The organism is Neobacillus terrisolis, from assembly GCF_051233475.1.
Classification (GTDB): Bacteria; Bacillota; Bacilli; order Bacillales; family Cytobacillaceae; genus Bacillus_BU.
This window is the reverse complement of record NZ_JBKFGH010000018.1, coordinates 148414-168781: the sequence shown is the minus strand read 5'-3', so window position 1 is coordinate 168781 and position 20368 is coordinate 148414. Positions and strand designations below refer to the sequence as shown.

Genomic DNA, 20368 nt, shown 5'->3' with positions numbered 1-20368 from the left:
ACTCTGCTCCTTATTTGTTAATTTAATATTAGAATTAGCACTCGTTCATAAAGAGTGCTAACAGAGGTGATGTTCCGTTGTTAACAGATCGTCAATTGTTGATATTTCAGGTAATAGTTGATGACTTTATTCGATCTGCGCAACCAATCGGCTCAAGAAGCTTGTCTAAAAAAGAGGAAATTTCCTTTAGCTCAGCCACGATTCGTAATGAAATGGCTGACTTAGAAGAAATGGGGTTTATCGAGAAAACCCATATATCATCAGGAAGAATTCCGTCTGAAAAAGGCTATCGTTATTATGTTGATCACTTGCTTTCACCACAAAGACTAGAATCAGATGATGTTTCAAAGGTGAAGTCGATTTTTGAAGAACGCTTATATGAGCTTGAAAAAATCGTGCAAAAGTCTGCTAAAATTTTGTCGGAATTAACAAATTACACTTCGATTGTCTTAGGTCCTGCAGTAAGGGAGAATAAATTAAAGAAAATCCAAATAGTCCCTTTAAATCAGGAAACAGCGATTGCCATTATTGTTACTGATACAGGTCATGTAGAAAATCGAATGTTTCATTTACCGGCAACAATGGATGCAAATGAACTTGAGAAGCTAGTCAACATATTAAATGATCGTTTAGTCAATGTGCCGATTGTTGATTTAAATGAAAAAATTTATAAGGAAGTCGCAACGCTTCTGCGTCAGCATATTCATCATTATGATTCGATGTTAAGCTCGCTTGCCGATACACTTAAGCTTCCAACCACAAACAAATTGTTTTTTGGCGGAAAGACGAATATGTTAAGGCAGCCGGAATTTCATGATATCGAGAAAATCAGGCTTTTGATGAATATGATTGAGCACGAGGACGGAATTTATGATTTGATTCAAAAAAATCCAGTTGGTATTAATGTCAAAATTGGCCGTGAGAATAACAACTTAGCGATGGAGAACTGCAGCCTCATAACCGCAACCTACTCGGTTGGTGCCGAAAAACTAGGATCAATAGCTATATTGGGACCGACTAGGATGGAGTATTCACGAGTCATCAGTTTGTTGCAAATGATTTCCAGTGATCTTTCTAAGGTTTTAACAAAGTTGTATCAAAGTAACTAACGCAGGAAATATTGATTAGGGTGGAGCAATGGCTCCATCCCCTTTCTATGTATATTTAGGTGAGCACTTTTATTTTTGGGAGGTGAAAAAATGTCACAAGAACAAAACGTAAAAAATCAAGAGGAAGTTCAAGTCGAAGGGCAACAAGTTGACGAGACTGTTGAAGTTAACGAAACAGTTGAAACAACGGAATCTGTAGAAGAAATTTTTGCAGAAGCAGATGGTACCCAACAAACTTCTGAACAAGAAGCAGATCAAGAACTTGCAGAGGTTAAGTCAAAACTTGCAGAAGTAGAAGGCCAATTAGAGATTGCCGAAAACCGTTATCTGCGTCTTCAAGCTGATTTTGATAATTTCCGTCGCCGCACAAGGCTTGATGCTGAGGCGAGCGAAAAATATAGAGCCCAAAATTTAATTACTGATCTTTTACCTGCTCTCGATAATTTTGAAAGAGCACTTGCAATGACAGCTGAGAACGAGCAAACAAAATCATTGCAGCAGGGGATGGAGATGGTATATAAGAGCTTGCTAGAAGCGATCAAAAAAGAAGGTGTTCAACCAATTGAATCCGTTGGGCAAGAATTCGATCCACACCTTCACCAAGCTGTCATGCAAGTAGAAGATGCTAACTTTGGACCAAACGTTGTTGTTGATGAGTTCCAAAAAGGCTATATGTTAAAGGACCGTGTCATTCGTCCTTCGATGGTGAAAGTGAATCAATAAAAAAATGATGAAGCACTTACATAGTAAGTATTGGGAGGTAAAGAAACATGAGTAAAATCATTGGTATTGACTTAGGAACTACAAACTCTTGTGTAGCTGTTCTAGAAGGCGGCGAACCAAAAGTAATTCCAAATCCAGAAGGAAACCGTACAACTCCTTCGGTTGTTGCATTTAAAAACGGTGAGCGTCAAGTTGGGGAAGTGGCTAAGCGTCAAGCAATCACAAACCCTAATACAATTATTTCCATTAAGCGTCATATGGGTACTAGTCACAAAGAAACAATCGAAGGAAAAGACTATACTCCACAAGAAATTTCTGCGATTATTCTTCAATACTTAAAATCGTATGCTGAAGAATATTTAGGAGAGCCGGTTACAAAAGCAGTTATTACAGTACCTGCATACTTTAATGATGCCGAGCGTCAAGCAACGAAAGATGCTGGTAAAATTGCTGGTCTTGAAGTTGAACGGATCATCAACGAACCAACTGCTGCAGCTTTAGCTTACGGCTTAGATAAAACAGACGAAGACCAAACCATTCTTGTATTTGACCTTGGTGGCGGAACGTTTGACGTTTCCATTCTTGAACTAGGTGATGGCGTATTTGAAGTTAAATCTACTGCTGGGGATAACCGTCTAGGTGGAGACGACTTCGACCAAGTGATTATTGATTACTTAGTAGAGCAATTTAAAAAAGAAAACGGCATTGACTTGTCTAAAGATAAAATGGCGTTACAACGCTTGAAAGATGCGGCAGAAAAAGCGAAAAAAGACTTGTCTGGTGTAACTTCAACGCAAATTTCATTACCTTTCATTACGGCAGGGGAAGCAGGACCATTACACCTTGACGTTACTTTAACAAGAGCGAAGTTTGATGAGATTACTGCTCATCTTGTTGAAAGAACAATGGGCCCTACTCGTCAAGCACTTAGAGATGCCGGCTTGTCTGCATCAGAAATTGATAAAATCATTCTTGTTGGTGGATCTACTCGTATCCCGGCTGTTGCTGACGCAATTCGTAAGGAACTTGGAAAAGAGCCTTCAAAAGGGGTTAACCCTGACGAAGTAGTAGCTATGGGAGCTGCAATTCAAGGCGGTGTTATTACTGGGGACGTTAAGGACGTTGTATTACTTGACGTTACTCCATTATCACTTGGTATTGAAACAATGGGTGGCGTATTCACAAGATTAATTGATCGCAACACGACCATTCCAACATCAAAATCTCAAGTGTTCTCAACTGCTGCTGATAACCAAACTGCTGTAGACATTCACGTTCTACAAGGGGAACGTCCAATGGCTGCTGACAATAAAACATTAGGAAGATTCCAATTAAGTGATATTCCGCCAGCACCACGCGGAATTCCACAAATTGAAGTAAGCTTTGATATTGATAAAAATGGTATCGTAAATGTTCGTGCAAAAGACCTTGGCACAAACAAAGAACAAGCGATTACAATTAAATCTTCTACCGGTTTATCTGATGAAGAAATCCAAAAAATGGTTCGTGAAGCAGAAGAAAACGCTGAAGCGGATAAAAAACGTAAAGAAGAAGCAGAGCTACGCAATGAAGCAGATCAGTTAGTTTTCCAAACTGAGAAAACATTAAAGGATCTTGAAGATAAAGTTGATGCTGCAGATGTTGCAAAAGCAAATGAAGCGAAAGATGCTCTCAAAGCGGCAATCGAGAAAAATGATTTAGATGAAATGAGAGCGAAGAAAGATGCTCTTCAACAAATCGTTCAAGATTTGAGCGTAAAGCTGTATGAACAAGCTCAAGCGGAGGCTCAAGCTGCTCAAGGCCAATCGGGAGAAGCAAAAGGCAAAGACGACAATGTAGTTGACGCTGAATTCGAAGAGGTTAACGACGATAAATAGAAAATTTCAGCTTTAGGGAAAAAGTCAAAGTCAGCTCGTTCATGGCTTTGGCTTTTTCATTATCAAAGCTACCTGAGTATAGAGCTTTTCATTGCTTTTTTTTAGATTAGAATGTTACAATAACGTTTATGTGAAAGGATGCGGGAGTGGTAACATGAGTAAACGGGATTACTATGAAGTCCTTGGAGTTAGCAAAAGTGCGTCAAAGGATGATATTAAAAAAGCTTATCGTAAGCTTTCAAAGCAATATCACCCAGATATAAATAAAGCAGAAGATGCTGCAGATAAGTTTAAAGAAATTAAAGAAGCTTATGAAGTACTAAGCGATGATCAAAAACGTGCCCATTATGACCAGTTTGGTCATGTTGATCCAAATCAAGGCTTTGGCGGCGGAGATTTTGGTGGTGGCTTCGGTGGTTTTGAAGATATTTTCAATACCTTCTTTGGTGGCGGCGGAGGTCGTCGCCGTGATCCGAATGCACCTAGACAAGGGGCAGATTTACAATATACAATGACCTTGAAGTTTGAGGAAGCAGTTTTTGGCAAGGAAACAGATATTGAAATTCCGCGCGAGGAAGAATGTGAAACTTGTCATGGATCTGGTGCTAAACCAGGGACAAAAGCAGAAACATGTAAGCATTGTCATGGATCAGGTCAGTTAAACGTAGAGCAAAATACACCATTTGGCAGAATTGTTAACCGTAGAACTTGTAACTACTGTGGTGGAACAGGTAAACAAATTAAGGATAAGTGTTCTACATGCGGCGGTTCAGGTAAAGTTAAAAAGCGTCGTAAGATTCATGTGAAAATCCCTGCCGGAATTGATGACGGCCAACAACTTCGCGTTTCAGGTCAAGGGGAAAGCGGAATTAATGGCGGACCTCCTGGAGATCTTTATGTAGTGTTCCATGTTAGGGATCATGAATTTTTTGAGCGGGATGGCGATGATATCTATTGCGAGATGCCGATCACATTCACTCAAGCAGCCCTTGGTGATGATGTCGAGATTCCAACCTTGCATGGTAAAGTTAAATTAAAAATACCTGCTGGTACCCAAACAGGAACCAAGTTTAGACTTAAAGGTAAAGGCGTTCCTAATGTTAGAGGGTATGGGGTCGGAGATCAGCATGTGATCATTCGTATTGTTACCCCATCAAAATTATCAGAAAAACAAAAGCAGTTGCTTCGTGAATTTGCTGAAATCAGCGGTAAGGTTCCGAGCGGCGGTCCTGAAGATAGTTTCTTTTCAAAAGTTAAGCGAGCCTTTAAAGGTGAATAATTAGAAAATGGAGTTGGTAGAGATGAAATGGTCAGAAATCAGCATTCATACTACAAATGAAGCGATTGAACCAATCTCAAATATTTTACACGAGGCAGGCGCCAGTGGCGTGGTAATCGAAGATCCCTTTGAGCTTAGTAAGGAAAGGGTGGATCGCTTCGGTGAAATCTACCAACTCAATCCTGATGATTATCCAGAAGAAGGAGTCATTATTAAAGCTTATATTCCCATCAACAGTTTCCTCGGTGAAACGGTGGAAGAAATAAAAGATGCAATCAATAATTTAATTTTATTTAATATTGATATTGGTAAGAATAATGTTACTATCAGTGAAGTAAACGAGGAAGAATGGGCGACAGCTTGGAAAAAATATTATAATCCAGTTAAAATATCTGAGCGGTTCACGATTGTTCCTACTTGGGAAGATTATTCGCCGGTTTCTAGTGATGAGTTAATCATCGAATTGGATCCTGGAATGGCATTTGGGACAGGAACCCATCCAACTACGGTAATGTGTGTTCAAGCTCTTGAACGGACTGTTAGCCTTGGAGATACTGTTATTGATGTTGGGACCGGTACCGGTGTGCTTAGCATCGCTGCTGCATTATTAGGTGCAAAGAATGTTACAGCATTAGACCTCGATGAAGTTGCGGTTCAATCAGCGATACTCAATATTAAGCTTAATAAAGTGAAAGAATACGTAAACGTGTCCCAAAACAATTTATTGGATGGGATTGAAGGTCCGGCAGATATTGTTGTCGCGAATATTCTTGCTGAAGTGATTCTGCGATTTACGGATGATGTAGCAAGAGTAGTTAAGAAGGACGGTTATTTTATTGCCTCAGGGATTATCCAGCAGAAGAAAAATCAAGTGAAAGAAGCAATCGAGAATGCTGGTTTTTCTATTGAAGAAACGCTGGTCATGGAAGATTGGGTCGCGTTGATCGCTAAGAAAAAATAATCCACTTCTTTATGAGGAGTTTCCCGTTCTTGCTGAAAAGGCTCGCCTCTGGCGAGTTTCTTTTTTGTATTAATATCCGGAAAGAAGGAAGAGGCATGCAGCGTTATTTTATTAATAGCGGATCCGACCATGATCGTTTTTTTATCAATGGCGAGGATTATCACCATATTACCCGCGTAATGAGAATGAAAGCTGGCGAAAATATTGTCTGTGTTACAAAAGATGAAAAAAGTGCCCTTTGCGTAATTGCAGAAATTACCGATGAACAAGTGGTGGCTAACGTTGTAAAATGGGAAGAAGGGTCCACAGAACTTCCGATTCGCGTTACCATTGCGAGCGGATTGCCAAAAGGGGACAAGCTTGAATGGATCATTCAAAAAGGAACAGAGCTTGGTGCAACTGATTTTGTCCCTTTTCTTGCAGCCCGTTCGATTGTTAAATGGGATGAAAAAAAAGCAGAAAAAAAAGTCGACCGTTGGCAAAAAATCGCCAAAGAAGCGGCCGAACAATCTTATCGATATAAAATTCCTGCTGTGTATTCGCCAGTGACACTATCTAATCTTATCAAAATGTCTAATGACTATGATATAAAATTAGTTGCTTATGAAGAAGAAGCTAAACAAGGAGAATCGGCTAAACTGGCTAAAGTACTGAAAGAACTTAAACCTGGTCAGTCGTTGTTTGTTATTTTTGGTCCGGAAGGCGGTTTAGCTTCAAACGAAATCTCATTATTGACTGAAAATGGATTTTTAGCTTGTGGATTAGGACCGCGTATACTCAGGACAGAAACGGCTCCTCTTTACTTACTATCAGCTGTGTCCTATCATTTTGAATTATTGAGGTGATTATTATGCCTACTGTTGCGTTTCATACACTTGGATGTAAAGTAAACCACTATGAAACTGAAGCGATTTGGCAATTATTTAAAGAACAAGGCTATGACCGAGTTGAATTTGAATCAACTTCTGATGTATATATCATCAATACTTGTACCGTTACCAATACGGGTGATAAGAAAAGCCGTCAAGTAATCCGTCGTGCTGTTAGGAAAAATCCTAATGCCGTCATTTGTGTAACAGGTTGTTATGCGCAAACGTCTCCTGCTGAGATTTTAGCAATCCCTGGGGTTGATATCGTTGTTGGAACCCAAGACCGGATTAAAATGCTAGAATACATTGAGCAATATAAAAAAGAGCGTGAGCCGATCAACGCTGTAAGAAATATCATGAAAAGCCGTGTTTATGAAGAGTTAGATGTTCCTGCTTTTACTGATCGAACACGAGCTTCCTTAAAGATTCAAGAAGGCTGCAATAATTTCTGCACCTTCTGTATTATCCCTTGGGCACGTGGCTTAATGCGTTCTCGTGATCCGAAAGAAGTCATTCGCCAAGCTCAGCAGCTTGTTGATGCAGGTTATCAAGAAATCGTTCTAACCGGTATCCATACTGGAGGCTATGGCGAAGACATGAAGGATTATAACCTGGCTATGCTGTTGCGCGATCTTGAAAAAGAGGTCAAAGGATTGAAGCGCCTTCGGATTTCTTCAATTGAAGCCAGTCAAATTACCGATGAAGTGATCGAAGCAATTAATCAATCAGACATTATTGTCCGTCATCTTCATGTTCCACTTCAATCCGGTTCAAATACTGTTCTGAAAAGAATGCGACGAAAATATACTATGGAGTTTTTCGGAGAGCGTCTTAACCGCTTAAAGGAGGTATTGCCTGGTTTGGCAATCACTTCTGATGTTATTGTCGGCTTCCCTGGTGAAACAGAAGAAGAATTTATGGAAACCTTTAATTTTATCAATGATCATAAATTTTCTGAGCTTCATGTTTTCCCTTATTCGAAGCGGACCGGAACCCCTGCCGCTCGAATGGAGGATCAGGTGGATGAGGATGTAAAAAATGAACGTGTTCACCGTCTCATCTCGCTTTCTGATCAACTTGCAGCGGAATACGCATCACAATTCGAAGGTGAAGTGCTTGAGGTGATTCCTGAAGAAAAGTTTGAGGGAGATGCAGATCATCCCCTTTATGTCGGATACACTGACAATTATTTAAAGGTAGTCTTTGCAGGAACGGAAGCGATGATTGGCAAAATTGTTAAAGTAAAAATTACTAAAGCTGGATACCCATACAATGAAGGTCAGTTTATTCGCGTCGTAAATGATGAATTTATAACGGATCACAAAGAGGAAACCGCTATTTAAAAAACTATAACAGACTGTCGAAGCTAAATTCGACAGTCTGTTTTTGTATAAATTATCTAATTTCATTAAAAACTAAAAGAGGTATAAAAAATGCCTCGAATTTTCTTTAGTCGAATGTTATATTGTAGAGGTACGGACATCTTAAAAGTCTGAAAGGAGATACATAATGACAACAAATGTTGCGTCAATGATTGATCATACATTGCTAAAAGCCGATGCAAAAAAAGAGCAAATCGAAGTGCTATGCAAGGAAGCGAGGGAATTTACATTTGCCTCTGTTTGTGTAAACCCAACCTGGGTCAGCTATGCAAGTCAGCTTTTAAAGGATAGTCCTGTGAAGGTTTGCACAGTTATTGGCTTTCCTCTCGGTGCAAACACTCCTGAAACAAAGGCGTTTGAAACGAAAAATGCGATTGAAAATGGTGCAGAAGAAGTAGATATGGTCATTAATATCGGTGCATTAAAGAGTATGGATGATGAGTTAGTAGAACGAGATATTAAGGCAGTTGTTGATGCTACTAAAGGAAAAGCGTTAACCAAGGTCATTATTGAAACAAGTCTATTAACAGATGAAGAAAAAGTGCGGGCATGTCAAATTGCAGTTAAAGCTGGAGCTGATTATGTAAAAACCTCTACTGGTTTTTCAACAGGAGGGGCAACAATTGCTGATATCGCTCTTATGAGAAAAACTGTTGGACCAGACATCGGCGTGAAAGCCTCTGGTGGGGTAAGAAATACAGAAGATGCTAAAAACATGATCGAAGCAGGAGCGACAAGAATTGGAGCTTCAGCAGGCATCGCAATCGTTAAAGGACTGACAAGTGATTCGGATTATTAATTCAAGAGGTTAAGGACTGGTTTAACGTAATAGTGTTAATGGAATTAGAATAGGTCGCTAAAAGAGGCTTTAGTGGATGTAGAATAGAAGACGGACACGTAGAATAGGTCCGTAATTGTCCAAAACGAAGCTGGAAGAGAGCAAAAGTGGCCAATAGGAGGTTCCTACTGGCCAAAACGAAGCAGGAAAACCGCCAAAGTGGCCAATAGGAGGTTCCTACTGGCCAAAACCAAGTAGAGCGAAAGCCAAAGTGGCCAATAGGAGGTTCTTACTGGCCAAAACGAAGCAGGAAAACCGCCAAAGTGGCCAATAGGAGGTTCCTACTGGCCAAAACGAAGCAGAGCGAAAGCCAAAGTGGCCAATAGGAGGTTCTTACTGGCCAAAACGAAGCAGAGCGAAAGCCAAAGTGGCCAATAGGAGGTTCCTACTGGCCAAAACGAAGCAAGAAAACCGCCAAAGTGGCCAATAGCAGGTTCTTACTGGCCAAAACCAAGCTGGAAAACCGCATAAGTGGATGTGGACTAGAAGATGACACGTAGAATAGGGCACTAAAGTTGTGTTTAGTGCCCTAATAAGGTCCTCCTACCCTAGAATAAGGCGCTAAAGGAGGATTTAGTACCCTGTTTTGGTACACGGTCCCAAAAAAAGGTCACTAAAAGAGCGTTAAGTAACCTATTTTGAATGCCCCCCAATCCCAGTCCTGCCCAACCCCCGTCCAGCCCCTCAATTCACTCTCACTTTTTCCCCCTCCCATGAACAAACATAATCCATTTACCAAATTGCTCTGAAAACGGCAAAACGACTAATGAGGAAATCACATTAAAGAGCAGGCTCGTATGAGCGAGTTGGACATCCGGACTTTTGGCAACATTTTGAGCCATGGAAGACATCCAGTCAACAAACGGGATAAAGATGAGCACACCTACAACGTTTAACCAAATATGAGCGTACGCACATAATTTTGATTCCTTCCCGGAACCAATGGAAGCTAAATACCCTGTGATGCACGTACCAATATTCGAACCAAGCATAATCGCTATTCCTGAGTCGAGATTAAGGATACCTCCTGATAAAAATCCCATTGTAATTCCAGTCATTGCTGTACTGGATTGAATTAATGCAGTTAAAATTGCGCCAAATACTATGCTTAATAGATGACTCCTGTTTAGCATTAATAATATATTTTCAACAATCGGTAATTCAGTAAGTGGAGTTGAAAGAAACTCAAATCCTTGTATTGCAATAAAAACGGCGGACATGCCGAATAAAATAAACCCGCTGCTCCTGAACTTAACATTTTGGAAAACCATTAAAATCGCGCCGATTACAGCCATTGGGACGAGGTATTGATTAATATTAAAAGTAATAATTTCGGTGGTAAAGGTGGTTCCAATATTAGTACCTAAAATGATTCCGATTGATCTTGGAAAAGTGAGCATTCCGGCAGAGATTAGTCCAATTGTAATTACCATGACTGCAGAGCTGCTATGCAAAAGGGCTGTTACAAAAATACTTGTCAGCATCGCCTTAAACGGAGAATTTGTGACCCGCTCAAGCAGTTTTTTAAATCTCTCCCCTGATAATTGAAATAGGCCTGCTCTTAAAATGGACATGCCCATTATGAAAACTGCAATAAGAAAGATAAATAATAAAAAATATAACATGTCCTTCACTCCCTTTAATGTTTATATGCGTTGGGAAAATAAAATAGACATGCCGTTATAATAAAAATGTGGCGATGAGTATAAAATATAGTCGAAAAAGAAGATTTTTTCACGAATCGTAGGAACAAGCTCAAATTGAGTTGACCTTATATCTCCGTTATATTATAATTGTCAAAGTACATGGGATTCCATGTCCTCGATGTTAGTGTGTTGTTTTCGGAGGGAGGGAAAGAGAATGTCTAAAACCGTCGTTCGTAAAAACGAATCGCTTGAAGATGCTCTTCGTCGCTTTAAACGTACTGTATCTAAGTCTGGTACGATTCAAGAAGCTAGAAAGCGCGAATTCTACGAAAAGCCTAGTGTAAAGCGTAAGAAGAAATCAGAAGCAGCAAGAAAACGTAAGTGGTAAGAGAGGGTGTAATTCATGAGTCTTCTCGAGCGTTTAAATAACGATATGAAACAAGCGATGAAGAATAAGGAAAAAGACAAACTCTCCGTTATTCGGATGATTAAGGCTTCATTGCAAAATGAAGCGATTAAGCTTGGTCGCGAGCTTGTCGAAGAAGAAGAGTTAACAGTCCTTTCTCGCGAAATGAAACAACGCAAGGACTCCCTCCATGAATTTGAAAAAGCCGGTCGTGAAGATTTGGCTGAAAAATTGCGTACAGAATTGACGTTTGTCGAATTGTACATGCCGAAACAGCTATCTGAAGAAGAAGTGGCTGAGATCGTTAAACAAACGATTTCAGAAGTAGGTGCAACATCAAAAGCTGAGATGGGAAAAGTAATGTCTGCGATTATGCCGAAAGTAAAGGGTAAAGCAGACGGAACACTCGTAAATAAACTTGTTCAACAACACCTTTCATAATGCCGACATCAACAGCCGCAGAGAGTATCTCTGCGGTTTTTCACTTTGTAATAAAAGACCGGAAAAGGGCATAATGATTTGAAGGAAATTGAAACTTTTTGTTTTTCTATCCGTAAATACTATTATGGAGGCCAAGAAAGGGGGGAAACAGAATGAGAAAATTTATGAATCTCATCATGCTCTTATTTGTTTTTAGTATTTTAATGATCCCACAACCTGCCTTTGGAAACCAAAAAACGGTTTATGTTGTTCCAGTTGAAGAAACGGTTGAAAAAGGATTATACGCCTTCTTAAAAAGAGCAGTAACAACAGCGGAAGCGGAACAAGCAGATGCGATTATTTTTGAACTGAATACACCGGGTGGGGCGGTAGATGCAGCTGGAGAGATTGGCAAGCTGTTAACCTCATCGGATGTGAAGACGATTACCCTGGTTAATAAACAAGCTTTGTCGGCAGGAGCGTACATAGCATTAAACACAGATGCAATTTATATGGTTCCGGGGTCGACAATGGGTTCAGCGGCCATTATTGATCAACAGGGGAATACCGCTGGAAAAAAAGCGGAGTCTTATTGGTTTGCGGCAATGAAAAGTGCGGCGGTTCAAAACAATCGAGATCCCCTTTATGCAGTGGCGATGGCGGATGAAACCATTGATTTACCGCAATACGGAGCAGGTGCTGGGAATTTACTAACCTTAACCTCCGATCAAGCAGTCGAAGTTGGTTATTCTGAGGGGACTGTGGCAGATTTAGATGAACTATTGCAGAAGTTAGGTTATGCTGATGCGGATGTCCGTTCCGTTGAGGAAAGCTTTGCTGAAAAGGTTGCCAGATTTATCACCCATCCGGTCGTTGTCCCAATATTATTAACAATTGGTAGTTTGGGGCTTGTTCTCGAGCTATATTCCCCAGGTTTTGGGGTGCCCGGCTTTATGGGCTTATCAGCGCTATTAATGTTTTTTTACGGACATATGGTCGCGGGACTTGCAGGATTTGAAACACTTATTTTATTTATTGTAGGGATTGCCCTCGTCATCCTAGAAATATTTGTCCCGGGTGGAATTGTTGGGGCGATTGGAACGATTTCTATATTGGGTAGTCTTTTTCTGGCAACGGATAATGTTGTTCATATGGGAATTTCAATTTTAATCGCTATTGGGATATCGATAATCACTTCAATCATTATGATAAGGGTGTTTGGTAAAAAAATGAGCCTGTTCAAAAAAATAATCCTGACTGATTCTACGAATACTGAAAGTGGCTATGTTTCGAACCGTAATCGGACGGAGCTTTTGGGACTTGAAGGAATTACTTTGACCCCGCTGCGGCCGGCAGGAACTGTTCTAATTGGAACTGAAAGAATTGATGTTGTAAGTGAGGGCGAGTTTATCTCCAAGGATCAAAAGGTAATAGTAGTAAAGGTAGAAGGCGTCCGTGTCGTGGTTAGAAGTAAGCAAGGATAAATGTCTATAATAGGTCTGTTTTCGTATTACTAAAATTAGTAGCATAATTACATATTTTCAGAGGAGGAAAAAGATATGATCACAGCTGGTTCTGCTTTTTTAATTATCGCGGTTGTGCTGGGCTTAATCCTGTTAAGCATTTTGTTTACGTTTGTTCCGGTCATGCTGTGGATTTCAGCTTTGGCCGCAGGCGTGAGAGTCAGTATTTTTACATTAATTGGGATGAGACTCCGCCGTGTAATCCCAAGCCGGGTAATCAATCCGCTTATTAAGGCCCATAAAGCGGGTTTAAATGTAACAACAAATCAACTAGAAAGCCATTACCTAGCGGGAGGTAATGTTGACCGTGTTGTTAATGCGCTTATTGCTGCCCACCGTGCCAATATCGAATTAACCTTTGAACGCTGTGCAGCAATCGATTTAGCCGGCCGTGATGTTCTCGAAGCGGTGCAAATGAGTGTAAATCCTAAGGTTATTGAAACGCCGTTTATTGCAGGTGTAGCGATGGATGGGATTGAAGTAAAGGCAAAGGCTAGAATCACCGTTCGAGCGAATATTGAGCGTTTGGTCGGGGGTGCTGGAGAGGAAACGATTGTTGCTCGTGTTGGTGAAGGAATTGTTAGTACGATAGGTAGCTCTGAAAATCATAAAAAAGTACTCGAAAATCCCGATATGATTTCGCAAACGGTACTCTCGAAGGGTCTCGATTCTGGTACTGCATTTGAAATCTTATCGATTGATATCGCGGACGTTGATATCGGCAAAAATATTGGTGCTGAATTACAAACAGAGCAAGCTGAAGCTGATAAAAAAATAGCCCAAGCGAAAGCGGAAGAACGCCGGGCGATGGCGGTTGCTCAAGAGCAGGAAATGAAGGCAAAGGTTCAAGAAATGCGTGCAAAAGTGGTGGAAGCAGAGGCAACTGTACCTTTAGCTATGGCTGAAGCTCTTCGTGAAGGAAATATCGGTGTGATGGATTATATGAATATCCAAAACATAAATGCTGATACCGATATGAGAGATTCGATCGGTAAAATGACAGGTGACCGTAAACAGATTGATAAAAATGAATAGGACCGGTCATTTGATGAGGAGGATCTCAAATGAGATTTTTATTTGATAATCCATTCATTTTGATAATATTAATTGGAGCTATTTCTTCCCTTTTTCAGCGTGCGAAAGCGGCTAATCCTGAAAATAAAAAGGGTTATAATCCGATTCCAAGAAGAAATCCTGCTTCACCTGTCGGTCCTGATCGTCCAAAGAAACCGGAAATGCAGCAGCAGATCGAGACGAAAACATCCAGACCTTACAGACAGCAAAATGCAAATAGAAAGCCGATTCCTACTCAAAAGGAAATATATCATCAACTTGAAAATGTATATGAGGCTACCAAAAAAAATGCTAACGAAAACAAGCAAGTTTTTTTCGAGGATCATCGAGTATCTAAACAAGCCGGTACCCATCAGAAAGAAGAGGTGCCTAAGGCGAAGTCCCAAGAAATAGACCGTGATAATCTTATTGACGGTCTGATATGGTCAGAGGTGTTAGGGCCGCCGCGAGCGAAAAGACCGCACCGATCGGTCAAGTAAGATAGACTTACACAAAAATAAGTGCTAGAACCCCTTTTCATTTCATAAATATGAGATGAAAGGGGGTTCTTTTTTTATGGCAAAAAAATGGGGCCAGATTGTCCGCAACTGGGTAACGAAAAATATGGAGCTTCCTCATGATGTCATGATGGATTTACCCCGGATAACTATGGTTGGACAAATCCATATCTATATTGAGAACCACCGTGGCTTATTAACCTTTTCTGATAAGGAGATTCGCTTGTTACTAAAACAGGGGCAGCTTTTGGTAAAGGGAAAAGCCTTTGTAATAAAAACGATATTACCGGAAGAAATCTTATTAGAAGGAAAAATAGACCAAGTTATTTATATAAACGAGTGATTCAGGAGGAGAACAATGAAGAACCAATGGATCGAGTTTTGTTCCGGTATTGTATCTGTAAAGGTATCGGGAAAGGGAATAGAAAGATTCATTAATCAATTAATCAGAAATGGCATTTCCGTTTGGGATGTAAAAAGACATGGTACAGAAACCGTCATCTTTCATTTAAAATTGGCAGATGTGAAAAAGCTGCGCCTGCTAGCAAGAAAAAGCGGGTGCAAAATCAGCTTTCAGCAAAGAATTGGAGTTCCATTTCTGCTCAAAAAGCTGATGCATAATATCGGTCTTATTGTTGGTGCTTTTTTGTTTTTATTTATTATTTTATTTTTATCCAATATGGTGTGGCGGATTGAGATAAATGGCGCTAATCCGGCAACAGAATATAAAGTTTATAAACAATTGGACAAGATGGGGATTAAGCCAGGAAAGCTTCAGTTTTTTATCGATGATGTGGAAACGATTCAACGAAATTTAACCAATAAAATCCAAGTGATTACATGGGTTGGTGTAGAATTGCGGGGGACAACCTTTCATTTAGAAGTGGTTGAAAAAAAAGAACCAAAAAAGCCTGAGATACATGGGCCGCGTAATCTGGTCGCCAAAAAAGAGGCTGTCATCACCTATATATTTGTAGAGAAAGGCAAACAAATGGTTAATCGTCATGATCATGTTGTTCCAGGCCAAATTCTCGTTTCCGGTGTATATGGAAAGGAGGGGCAAACAGAGCTGGTGTCATCAAAAGGGGAAATTTTAGGTGAAACATGGTATAAATCCACTGTTGAGCTTCCAATAAAAAGTACCTTCCAAGTTTTTAATGGAAATGAAAAGAGAAAATATTATGTACGGATTGCGAATTTTTCGATTCCGGTTTGGGGCTTTGGGACCCCGAAATATGCTGAATATGAAACGGATTCAACCGAGCATAAGGTTCACTTTCTCAAGTGGGATTTACCTGTTTCTTTTATAAATTCAACGATAAGGGAACGAGAGGAAGTTACCAGAATATACACAAATGATGAAGCAGTTAATATGGCAAAGGAAATTGCGAGAAAGGATATAAAAACTAAGCTGACTGAAGATGCTATTATTAAAGGTGAAAAAGTTTTACATCAAGCTGTTGAGAATGGTAAAGTTAAATTATCAATACATTTCCAAATTATTGAGAACATTGCAGAAGGCCAACCAATAATTCAAGGAGACGAAGAATGACGGAAGAACGAAAAACAATCGATGTAAAAATAAATGATCAACACGAAGCGATTACCTTATTCGGTAATTCTGACAGCAATTTGAAAATAATTGAACAAGAACTTCAAGTATCGATTATCACTCGTGGAGAATCGTTAATCATTACTGGAAATGCTGACAAGCTAGATCTTGCTGCAAAAGTCATCGACAAACTTCTAGAAGTGATTAAAAAAGGAATTGCGATCAGCCAGAGAGATGTTAGCTATGCCGTTAAATTAGTCAAAAAAGGCACGATTGAATACTTTGGAGAATTATACGAAGAAGAAATAAGCAAAACGGCTAAAGGAAAATCAATTAGAGTTAAAACGTTTGGACAAAGGCATTACGTATCATCCATCAAAGAAAATGATCTCGTGTTTGGGATCGGGCCAGCAGGAACGGGAAAAACTTTTTTAGCCGTTGTAATGGCAGTAAATGCTTTGAAAAATGGTCAAGTAAAAAGGATTATTCTAACAAGGCCTGCAGTAGAAGCAGGGGAGAGTTTAGGGTTTTTACCTGGTGACTTAAAGGAAAAGGTCGACCCTTATTTACGCCCATTATATGATGCCCTCCATGAGGTCCTAGGGATGGAACATACCGTGAGACTGATTGAGCGAGGAACGATCGAAATTGCACCTTTAGCTTATATGCGGGGAAGAACATTAGATGATGCATTTGTCATTCTAGATGAAGCACAGAACACCACTCATGCTCAAATGAAAATGTTTTTAACTCGGCTAGGCTTTGGTTCGAAAATGGTGATTACAGGGGATCGGACCCAGGTTGATCTTCCTAAGGGAGTAAAATCCGGATTGACGGAAGCTGAAACCATTTTAAAGGGGATTAGGGGAATGTCTTTTGTTTATCTTGAAGCGGCTGACGTTGTCCGCCATCCTTTAGTTGCAAAGATTATCAATGCCTACGATCAAAATGAAAATCAACAAAGCTGACCCACTGGAGTCGGCTTTTTAGTTTATTATTCTTTCCTTATTTAGGATGAAACTTTTAACAAAAACTGATATTATGTTACATAACATATTTGCTATCAGGCAATAGCCATGGTAGGAGGGATTTACTTTGGGAAAAATCCAGCATCAAGTAACCAAAATCAAAAATTTACTGGGTGAAACCTTGTTTCAAGTTTTATTAATCATCCTTGTAGGTTTAATCCTCTTTGCATCCATGTACAGCAATGTTAAACCAGAAAAATTGGACCTTAAATTATTTTCTGTTGCTGACCAAACAATCCGCTCTCCGATTACCGTAGAGGATAAAGAGAGTACAGAGAAAAAGCGGAAGGAAGCGCTAAATCTTGTCCAGGATGTTTATATCTTAAAAAAAGAATACACACAAAATCGGGTTGATTTAATAACATCAATCTTTGATTCTGTTGTGGAAGTAAAAGATGATATAGCGGATGAAATGAGCCAAAAGGAAAAAGAGGAAGGTCAAGTTTCAGAGGAACCTCCTATCTCTGATCAATTACAAAGATTAAAACAAAAATTAACGGAAAATGAGACGAAAGAACTGACTGATCCTGTTTTTATCGCCTTACTACAGTCCTCAAAGGATGAATTATCGATTGCAAGAGATTTAACGGTAACGGCAATCAATTATGTAATGAGTTCACGTATCGCGGCGGACGATGTTGAAAATGCTAAGAAACGGCTAGAAGAAGAATTAAAATACACAAGCCTGAACAGCAGCTTGAAAAATGCGGCAATTGAACTAGGCAGGTATGCCATCATTCAAAATGAGTTTTATGATCCAACTGCTACGAAAGAAATGCGTCAGCAGGCTATAGAAGCAGTGGATGCGGTTAGAATACTTGAGGGGCAAATCTTAGTTGAAGAGGGACAGTTAATCAGCCGGGATATATATCGTCAATTAGAGCTTACCGGCATCCTTGACAACGAGAATTCATTAAAGCCGTTTGCCGGGTTGGCGTTATTACTCGTTACATTGTTAAGTGGATTATATTACTTTTTTTATTTTTTAGATGTATCTCGAGAATTAAAACATATGTATCTGCTAATCGTTAGCATTATTTTAGTTTTTTCAATTGTTCTAATGAAGATATTAAGCTTGTTTGTACAATTAAACTATGCTGAAATTTCCTATATATTTCCGGCGGCAATGGGAGCAATGTTGATCAAGTTGCTTACCCATGAAAGATTAGCGATTGGTTTTACCATTGTTTTGGCGATTTGTGGAAGTATCATTTTTAATGAGGGTATTACAGCGACACTACAAATAACGGTCGCCATTTATATTCTATTAAGCGGGATGGCCAGTATTTTATTTTTAAGTAAACAAAACAATCGTTCAAAAATATTACAAGCCGGCCTATTCGTCACTGCAGTTAATATCATTGTCATTCTTATGTTGATTTTTCTACGGAATGGTCAGTATACCGGCATGGAATATGGGTTTTATTTGATTGCTGCATTGGCATCCGGTATTGGCTCAGCGGTTTTAACGATTGGATTACTGCCTTTTTTTGAAGCGGGATTTGGTATTCTGTCGACAATGAAGTTAATTGAGCTTTCGAATCCGAATCATCCTTTACTGCGAAAAATTCTTACGGAAGCTCCGGGAACATACCATCATAGTGTCATGGTGGCGAACTTGGCAGAAACTGCTTGTGAAGCTATTGGAGCAAATGGGCTACTGGCAAGAGTTGGATGCTATTATCATGATATGGGCAAAACAAAGCGGCCGCAATTTTTTATCGAAAACCAAATGAATATTCAAAATCCACATGATCGGATACCACCTCAAACAAGTAAAAACATTATTATTGCCCATGTAACCGATGGTGTAGAATTGCTGAAAAAACATAAAATGCCAAAAGAAATTATCGATATTGCAGAACAACATCATGGTACTACAAAGCTTGCGTTTTTTTATCATAAAGCAATTCAAGAGGGGATCGAGGTAAACGAAGCAGATTACCGATATCCGGGTCCAAAAGCTCAAACGAAAGAAGCTGCAATCGTTGGAATTGCGGATAGCGTCGAAGCTGCCGTCCGTTCAATGGTCCATCCTACACATGAACAAATTGAAACAATCGTCAGAAAAATTATCTCAGACCGTCTATCTGATGATCAGTTTTGTGAATGCGATATTACGTTAAAAGAACTAGAGACGGTTGCGAATGCATTATATGTAACATTAAAAGGTATTTTTCATTCGCGGATTGAGTATCCAGAAAACATAAAGCAGAAGGTGAATCATGCATGAGTTTAATTATTGATATGATTGATGAAACAAATAAATTAGCTAGTGAGGATATGAATGAAGTAATCGCACTGTTAAACTTGGCTGCTGACAAGGAAGCGGTTGAGAATGAAAGCGAAGTTTCCGTAACATTCGTCTCCAATGAAAGAATCCAGGAAATCAATCGTGAATATCGAGATAAGGACCAACCTACAGATGTTATTTCCTTCGCGATGGAAGAGTTAGGCGAAGGGGAAATGGCGCTCGCAGGCCTCGATATGCCCAGAATTCTTGGCGATATTATTATCTCAGTTCCGAAAGCAGAAGAACAAGCCGAAGAATACGGACATTCTTTTAAAAGGGAACTCGGCTTTTTGGCGGTCCATGGTTTCCTGCATTTATTAGGATATGATCATATGACCGAAGCCGAGGAGAAAGAAATGTTTACAAAACAAAAGGATATTCTCAATGCGTACGGACTCGAACGTTAATATACAAAAGGTGATCAAATCCTTTTCCTTCGCTGTACAAGGAATTACCCTTGCATTAAGAAGTGAGCGAAATTTAAAAATTCATTTTGCTGTAACCGTACTGGTTGTCATTTTCGGATTTTTCCTCTCGTTATCAACGATGGAGTGGCTTTTTATTCTTTTTGCCATCGGTGGAGTTATATCCCTCGAGTTGCTCAATAGTGCATTAGAACGAGTGGTAGATCTTGTTACAGAAGAGTTTCATCCACTTGCAAAGCAAGCAAAGGACATGGCTGCAGGTGCTGTGTTTGCTTACGCCATCCTTTCTGTGTTGGTTGGGCTAATCATTTTTATGCCAAAAATATTATCTTTATTATTTTAAGGGGGCTGGAGTTTTTAACGGCTTCCGGCTTTCCTGCCTATCGCAACCAAAAAAATGACTAACAAATTGTATGATAATTTGTTAGTCATTTTTTTGGTTGCGGACATCAGATCTTTTTTGGTG

General features: G+C 39.7%; 20 protein-coding genes. 19 read left to right on the top strand and 1 reads right to left on the bottom strand.

Annotation, left to right across the window (positions count from 1 at the left end; genetic code table 11):
- Positions 1 to 77: 77 nt before the first annotated feature.
- The 8 genes from hrcA (at position 78) to deoC (ending at position 8999) form a co-directional block, all read left to right on the top strand.
- Positions 78 to 1109, top strand: a complete 1032-nt coding sequence (gene hrcA / locus ACI48O_RS12820; protein WP_435562205.1) for a heat-inducible transcriptional repressor HrcA — start codon at positions 78 to 80, stop codon at positions 1107 to 1109.
- Positions 1110 to 1199: 90 nt separating this feature from the next.
- Complete coding sequence (gene grpE, locus ACI48O_RS12815) at positions 1200 to 1832, top strand: nucleotide exchange factor GrpE (RefSeq protein ID WP_435562204.1); 633 nt, start codon at positions 1200 to 1202, stop codon at positions 1830 to 1832.
- Between the two features lie 47 nt (positions 1833 to 1879).
- Complete coding sequence (gene dnaK, locus ACI48O_RS12810; protein ID WP_435562203.1) at positions 1880 to 3709, top strand: molecular chaperone DnaK; 1830 nt, start codon at positions 1880 to 1882, stop codon at positions 3707 to 3709.
- Positions 3710 to 3863: 154 nt separating this feature from the next.
- On the top strand, positions 3864 to 4988 hold the full coding sequence (gene dnaJ / locus ACI48O_RS12805; protein ID WP_435562202.1) for a molecular chaperone DnaJ: 1125 nt from the start codon (positions 3864 to 3866) through the stop codon (positions 4986 to 4988).
- 22 nt (positions 4989 to 5010) lie between these two features.
- Positions 5011 to 5949 carry a 50S ribosomal protein L11 methyltransferase gene (gene prmA / locus ACI48O_RS12800; RefSeq protein WP_435562201.1) on the top strand — a complete coding sequence of 313 codons (939 nt, stop codon included), beginning with the start codon at positions 5011 to 5013 and terminating at the stop codon, positions 5947 to 5949.
- Between the two features lie 95 nt (positions 5950 to 6044).
- Positions 6045 to 6794 carry a 16S rRNA (uracil(1498)-N(3))-methyltransferase gene (locus ACI48O_RS12795; protein ID WP_435562247.1) on the top strand — a complete coding sequence of 250 codons (750 nt, stop codon included), beginning with the start codon at positions 6045 to 6047 and terminating at the stop codon, positions 6792 to 6794.
- Positions 6795 to 6799: 5 nt separating this feature from the next.
- Positions 6800 to 8161: a tRNA (N(6)-L-threonylcarbamoyladenosine(37)-C(2))-methylthiotransferase MtaB gene (gene mtaB / locus ACI48O_RS12790; protein WP_435562200.1), complete on the top strand. Its 1362-nt coding sequence runs from the start codon at positions 6800 to 6802 to the stop codon at positions 8159 to 8161.
- 166 nt (positions 8162 to 8327) lie between these two features.
- Positions 8328 to 8999, top strand: coding sequence for a deoxyribose-phosphate aldolase (gene deoC, locus ACI48O_RS12785; protein WP_435562199.1), 672 nt, complete (start codon positions 8328 to 8330; stop codon positions 8997 to 8999).
- A gap of 734 nt (positions 9000 to 9733) precedes the next feature.
- On the opposite strand, the gene ACI48O_RS12780 is transcribed toward deoC, so the two are convergent.
- Positions 9734 to 10663: a Na/Pi symporter gene (locus tag ACI48O_RS12780; RefSeq protein WP_435562198.1), complete on the bottom strand. Its 930-nt coding sequence runs from the start codon at positions 10661 to 10663 to the stop codon at positions 9734 to 9736.
- A gap of 235 nt (positions 10664 to 10898) precedes the next feature.
- Here ACI48O_RS12780 and rpsU point away from each other — a divergent pair, with 235 nt between their 5' ends.
- From rpsU to ACI48O_RS12725, 11 genes are all read left to right on the top strand, one after another.
- On the top strand, positions 10899 to 11072 hold the full coding sequence (gene rpsU / locus ACI48O_RS12775) for a 30S ribosomal protein S21 (RefSeq protein ID WP_019154564.1): 174 nt from the start codon (positions 10899 to 10901) through the stop codon (positions 11070 to 11072).
- Between the two features lie 15 nt (positions 11073 to 11087).
- Positions 11088 to 11531, top strand: a complete 444-nt coding sequence (locus ACI48O_RS12770; RefSeq protein ID WP_435562197.1) for a GatB/YqeY domain-containing protein — start codon at positions 11088 to 11090, stop codon at positions 11529 to 11531.
- A gap of 152 nt (positions 11532 to 11683) precedes the next feature.
- Entirely contained in the window at positions 11684 to 12994 is a 1311-nt protein-coding gene (locus ACI48O_RS12765; protein WP_435562196.1) for an NfeD family protein, read from the top strand.
- A 75-nt stretch (positions 12995 to 13069) separates the two neighbouring features.
- Positions 13070 to 14068, top strand: a complete 999-nt coding sequence (floA, locus tag ACI48O_RS12760) for a flotillin-like protein FloA (protein ID WP_435562195.1) — start codon at positions 13070 to 13072, stop codon at positions 14066 to 14068.
- A 29-nt stretch (positions 14069 to 14097) separates the two neighbouring features.
- On the top strand, positions 14098 to 14586 hold the full coding sequence (locus tag ACI48O_RS12755; protein ID WP_435562194.1) for a hypothetical protein: 489 nt from the start codon (positions 14098 to 14100) through the stop codon (positions 14584 to 14586).
- Positions 14587 to 14662: 76 nt separating this feature from the next.
- Entirely contained in the window at positions 14663 to 14947 is a 285-nt protein-coding gene (yqfC, locus tag ACI48O_RS12750) for a sporulation protein YqfC (protein WP_435562193.1), read from the top strand.
- A 15-nt stretch (positions 14948 to 14962) separates the two neighbouring features.
- On the top strand, positions 14963 to 16156 hold the full coding sequence (gene yqfD / locus ACI48O_RS12745) for a sporulation protein YqfD (protein WP_435562192.1): 1194 nt from the start codon (positions 14963 to 14965) through the stop codon (positions 16154 to 16156).
- On the top strand, positions 16153 to 17124 hold the full coding sequence (locus ACI48O_RS12740) for a PhoH family protein (RefSeq protein WP_435562191.1): 972 nt from the start codon (positions 16153 to 16155) through the stop codon (positions 17122 to 17124). The genes yqfD and ACI48O_RS12740 overlap by 4 nt, the downstream gene beginning before the upstream one ends.
- 127 nt (positions 17125 to 17251) lie before the next feature.
- A complete protein-coding gene (locus ACI48O_RS12735; RefSeq protein WP_435562190.1) occupies positions 17252 to 19417 on the top strand; it encodes an HD family phosphohydrolase in 2166 nt (721 codons plus the stop codon).
- Complete coding sequence (gene ybeY / locus ACI48O_RS12730; RefSeq protein WP_435562189.1) at positions 19414 to 19884, top strand: rRNA maturation RNase YbeY; 471 nt, start codon at positions 19414 to 19416, stop codon at positions 19882 to 19884. The genes ACI48O_RS12735 and ybeY overlap by 4 nt, the downstream gene beginning before the upstream one ends.
- A complete protein-coding gene (locus ACI48O_RS12725) occupies positions 19862 to 20245 on the top strand; it encodes a diacylglycerol kinase family protein (RefSeq protein WP_435562188.1) in 384 nt (127 codons plus the stop codon). The genes ybeY and ACI48O_RS12725 overlap by 23 nt, the downstream gene beginning before the upstream one ends.
- The last annotated feature ends 123 nt before the right edge of the window (positions 20246 to 20368 follow it).

Bases quoted from the DNA above. Each gene is read 5' to 3' on its own strand.
- ACI48O_RS12770 (WP_435562197.1), top strand. From the start codon at position 11,088: ATGAGTCTTCTCGAGCGTTTAAATAACGATATGAAACAAGCGATGAAG.
- prmA (WP_435562201.1), top strand. From the start codon at position 5,011: ATGAAATGGTCAGAAATCAGCATTCATACTACAAATGAAGCGATTGAA.
- ybeY (WP_435562189.1), top strand. From the start codon at position 19,414: ATGAGTTTAATTATTGATATGATTGATGAAACAAATAAATTAGCTAGT.
- floA (WP_435562195.1), top strand. From the start codon at position 13,070: ATGATCACAGCTGGTTCTGCTTTTTTAATTATCGCGGTTGTGCTGGGC.
- ACI48O_RS12725 (WP_435562188.1), top strand. From the start codon at position 19,862: ATGCGTACGGACTCGAACGTTAATATACAAAAGGTGATCAAATCCTTT.
- ACI48O_RS12765 (WP_435562196.1), top strand. From the start codon at position 11,684: ATGAGAAAATTTATGAATCTCATCATGCTCTTATTTGTTTTTAGTATT.
- grpE (WP_435562204.1), top strand. From the start codon at position 1,200: ATGTCACAAGAACAAAACGTAAAAAATCAAGAGGAAGTTCAAGTCGAA.
- yqfD (WP_435562192.1), top strand. From the start codon at position 14,963: ATGAAGAACCAATGGATCGAGTTTTGTTCCGGTATTGTATCTGTAAAG.
- rpsU (WP_019154564.1), top strand. From the start codon at position 10,899: ATGTCTAAAACCGTCGTTCGTAAAAACGAATCGCTTGAAGATGCTCTT.
- mtaB (WP_435562200.1), top strand. From the start codon at position 6,800: ATGCCTACTGTTGCGTTTCATACACTTGGATGTAAAGTAAACCACTAT.
- ACI48O_RS12795 (WP_435562247.1), top strand. From the start codon at position 6,045: ATGCAGCGTTATTTTATTAATAGCGGATCCGACCATGATCGTTTTTTT.
- yqfC (WP_435562193.1), top strand. From the start codon at position 14,663: ATGGCAAAAAAATGGGGCCAGATTGTCCGCAACTGGGTAACGAAAAAT.
- ACI48O_RS12755 (WP_435562194.1), top strand. From the start codon at position 14,098: ATGAGATTTTTATTTGATAATCCATTCATTTTGATAATATTAATTGGA.
- dnaJ (WP_435562202.1), top strand. From the start codon at position 3,864: ATGAGTAAACGGGATTACTATGAAGTCCTTGGAGTTAGCAAAAGTGCG.
- deoC (WP_435562199.1), top strand. From the start codon at position 8,328: ATGACAACAAATGTTGCGTCAATGATTGATCATACATTGCTAAAAGCC.
- dnaK (WP_435562203.1), top strand. From the start codon at position 1,880: ATGAGTAAAATCATTGGTATTGACTTAGGAACTACAAACTCTTGTGTA.
- ACI48O_RS12740 (WP_435562191.1), top strand. From the start codon at position 16,153: ATGACGGAAGAACGAAAAACAATCGATGTAAAAATAAATGATCAACAC.
- ACI48O_RS12780 (WP_435562198.1), bottom strand. From the start codon at position 10,663: ATGTTATATTTTTTATTATTTATCTTTCTTATTGCAGTTTTCATAATG.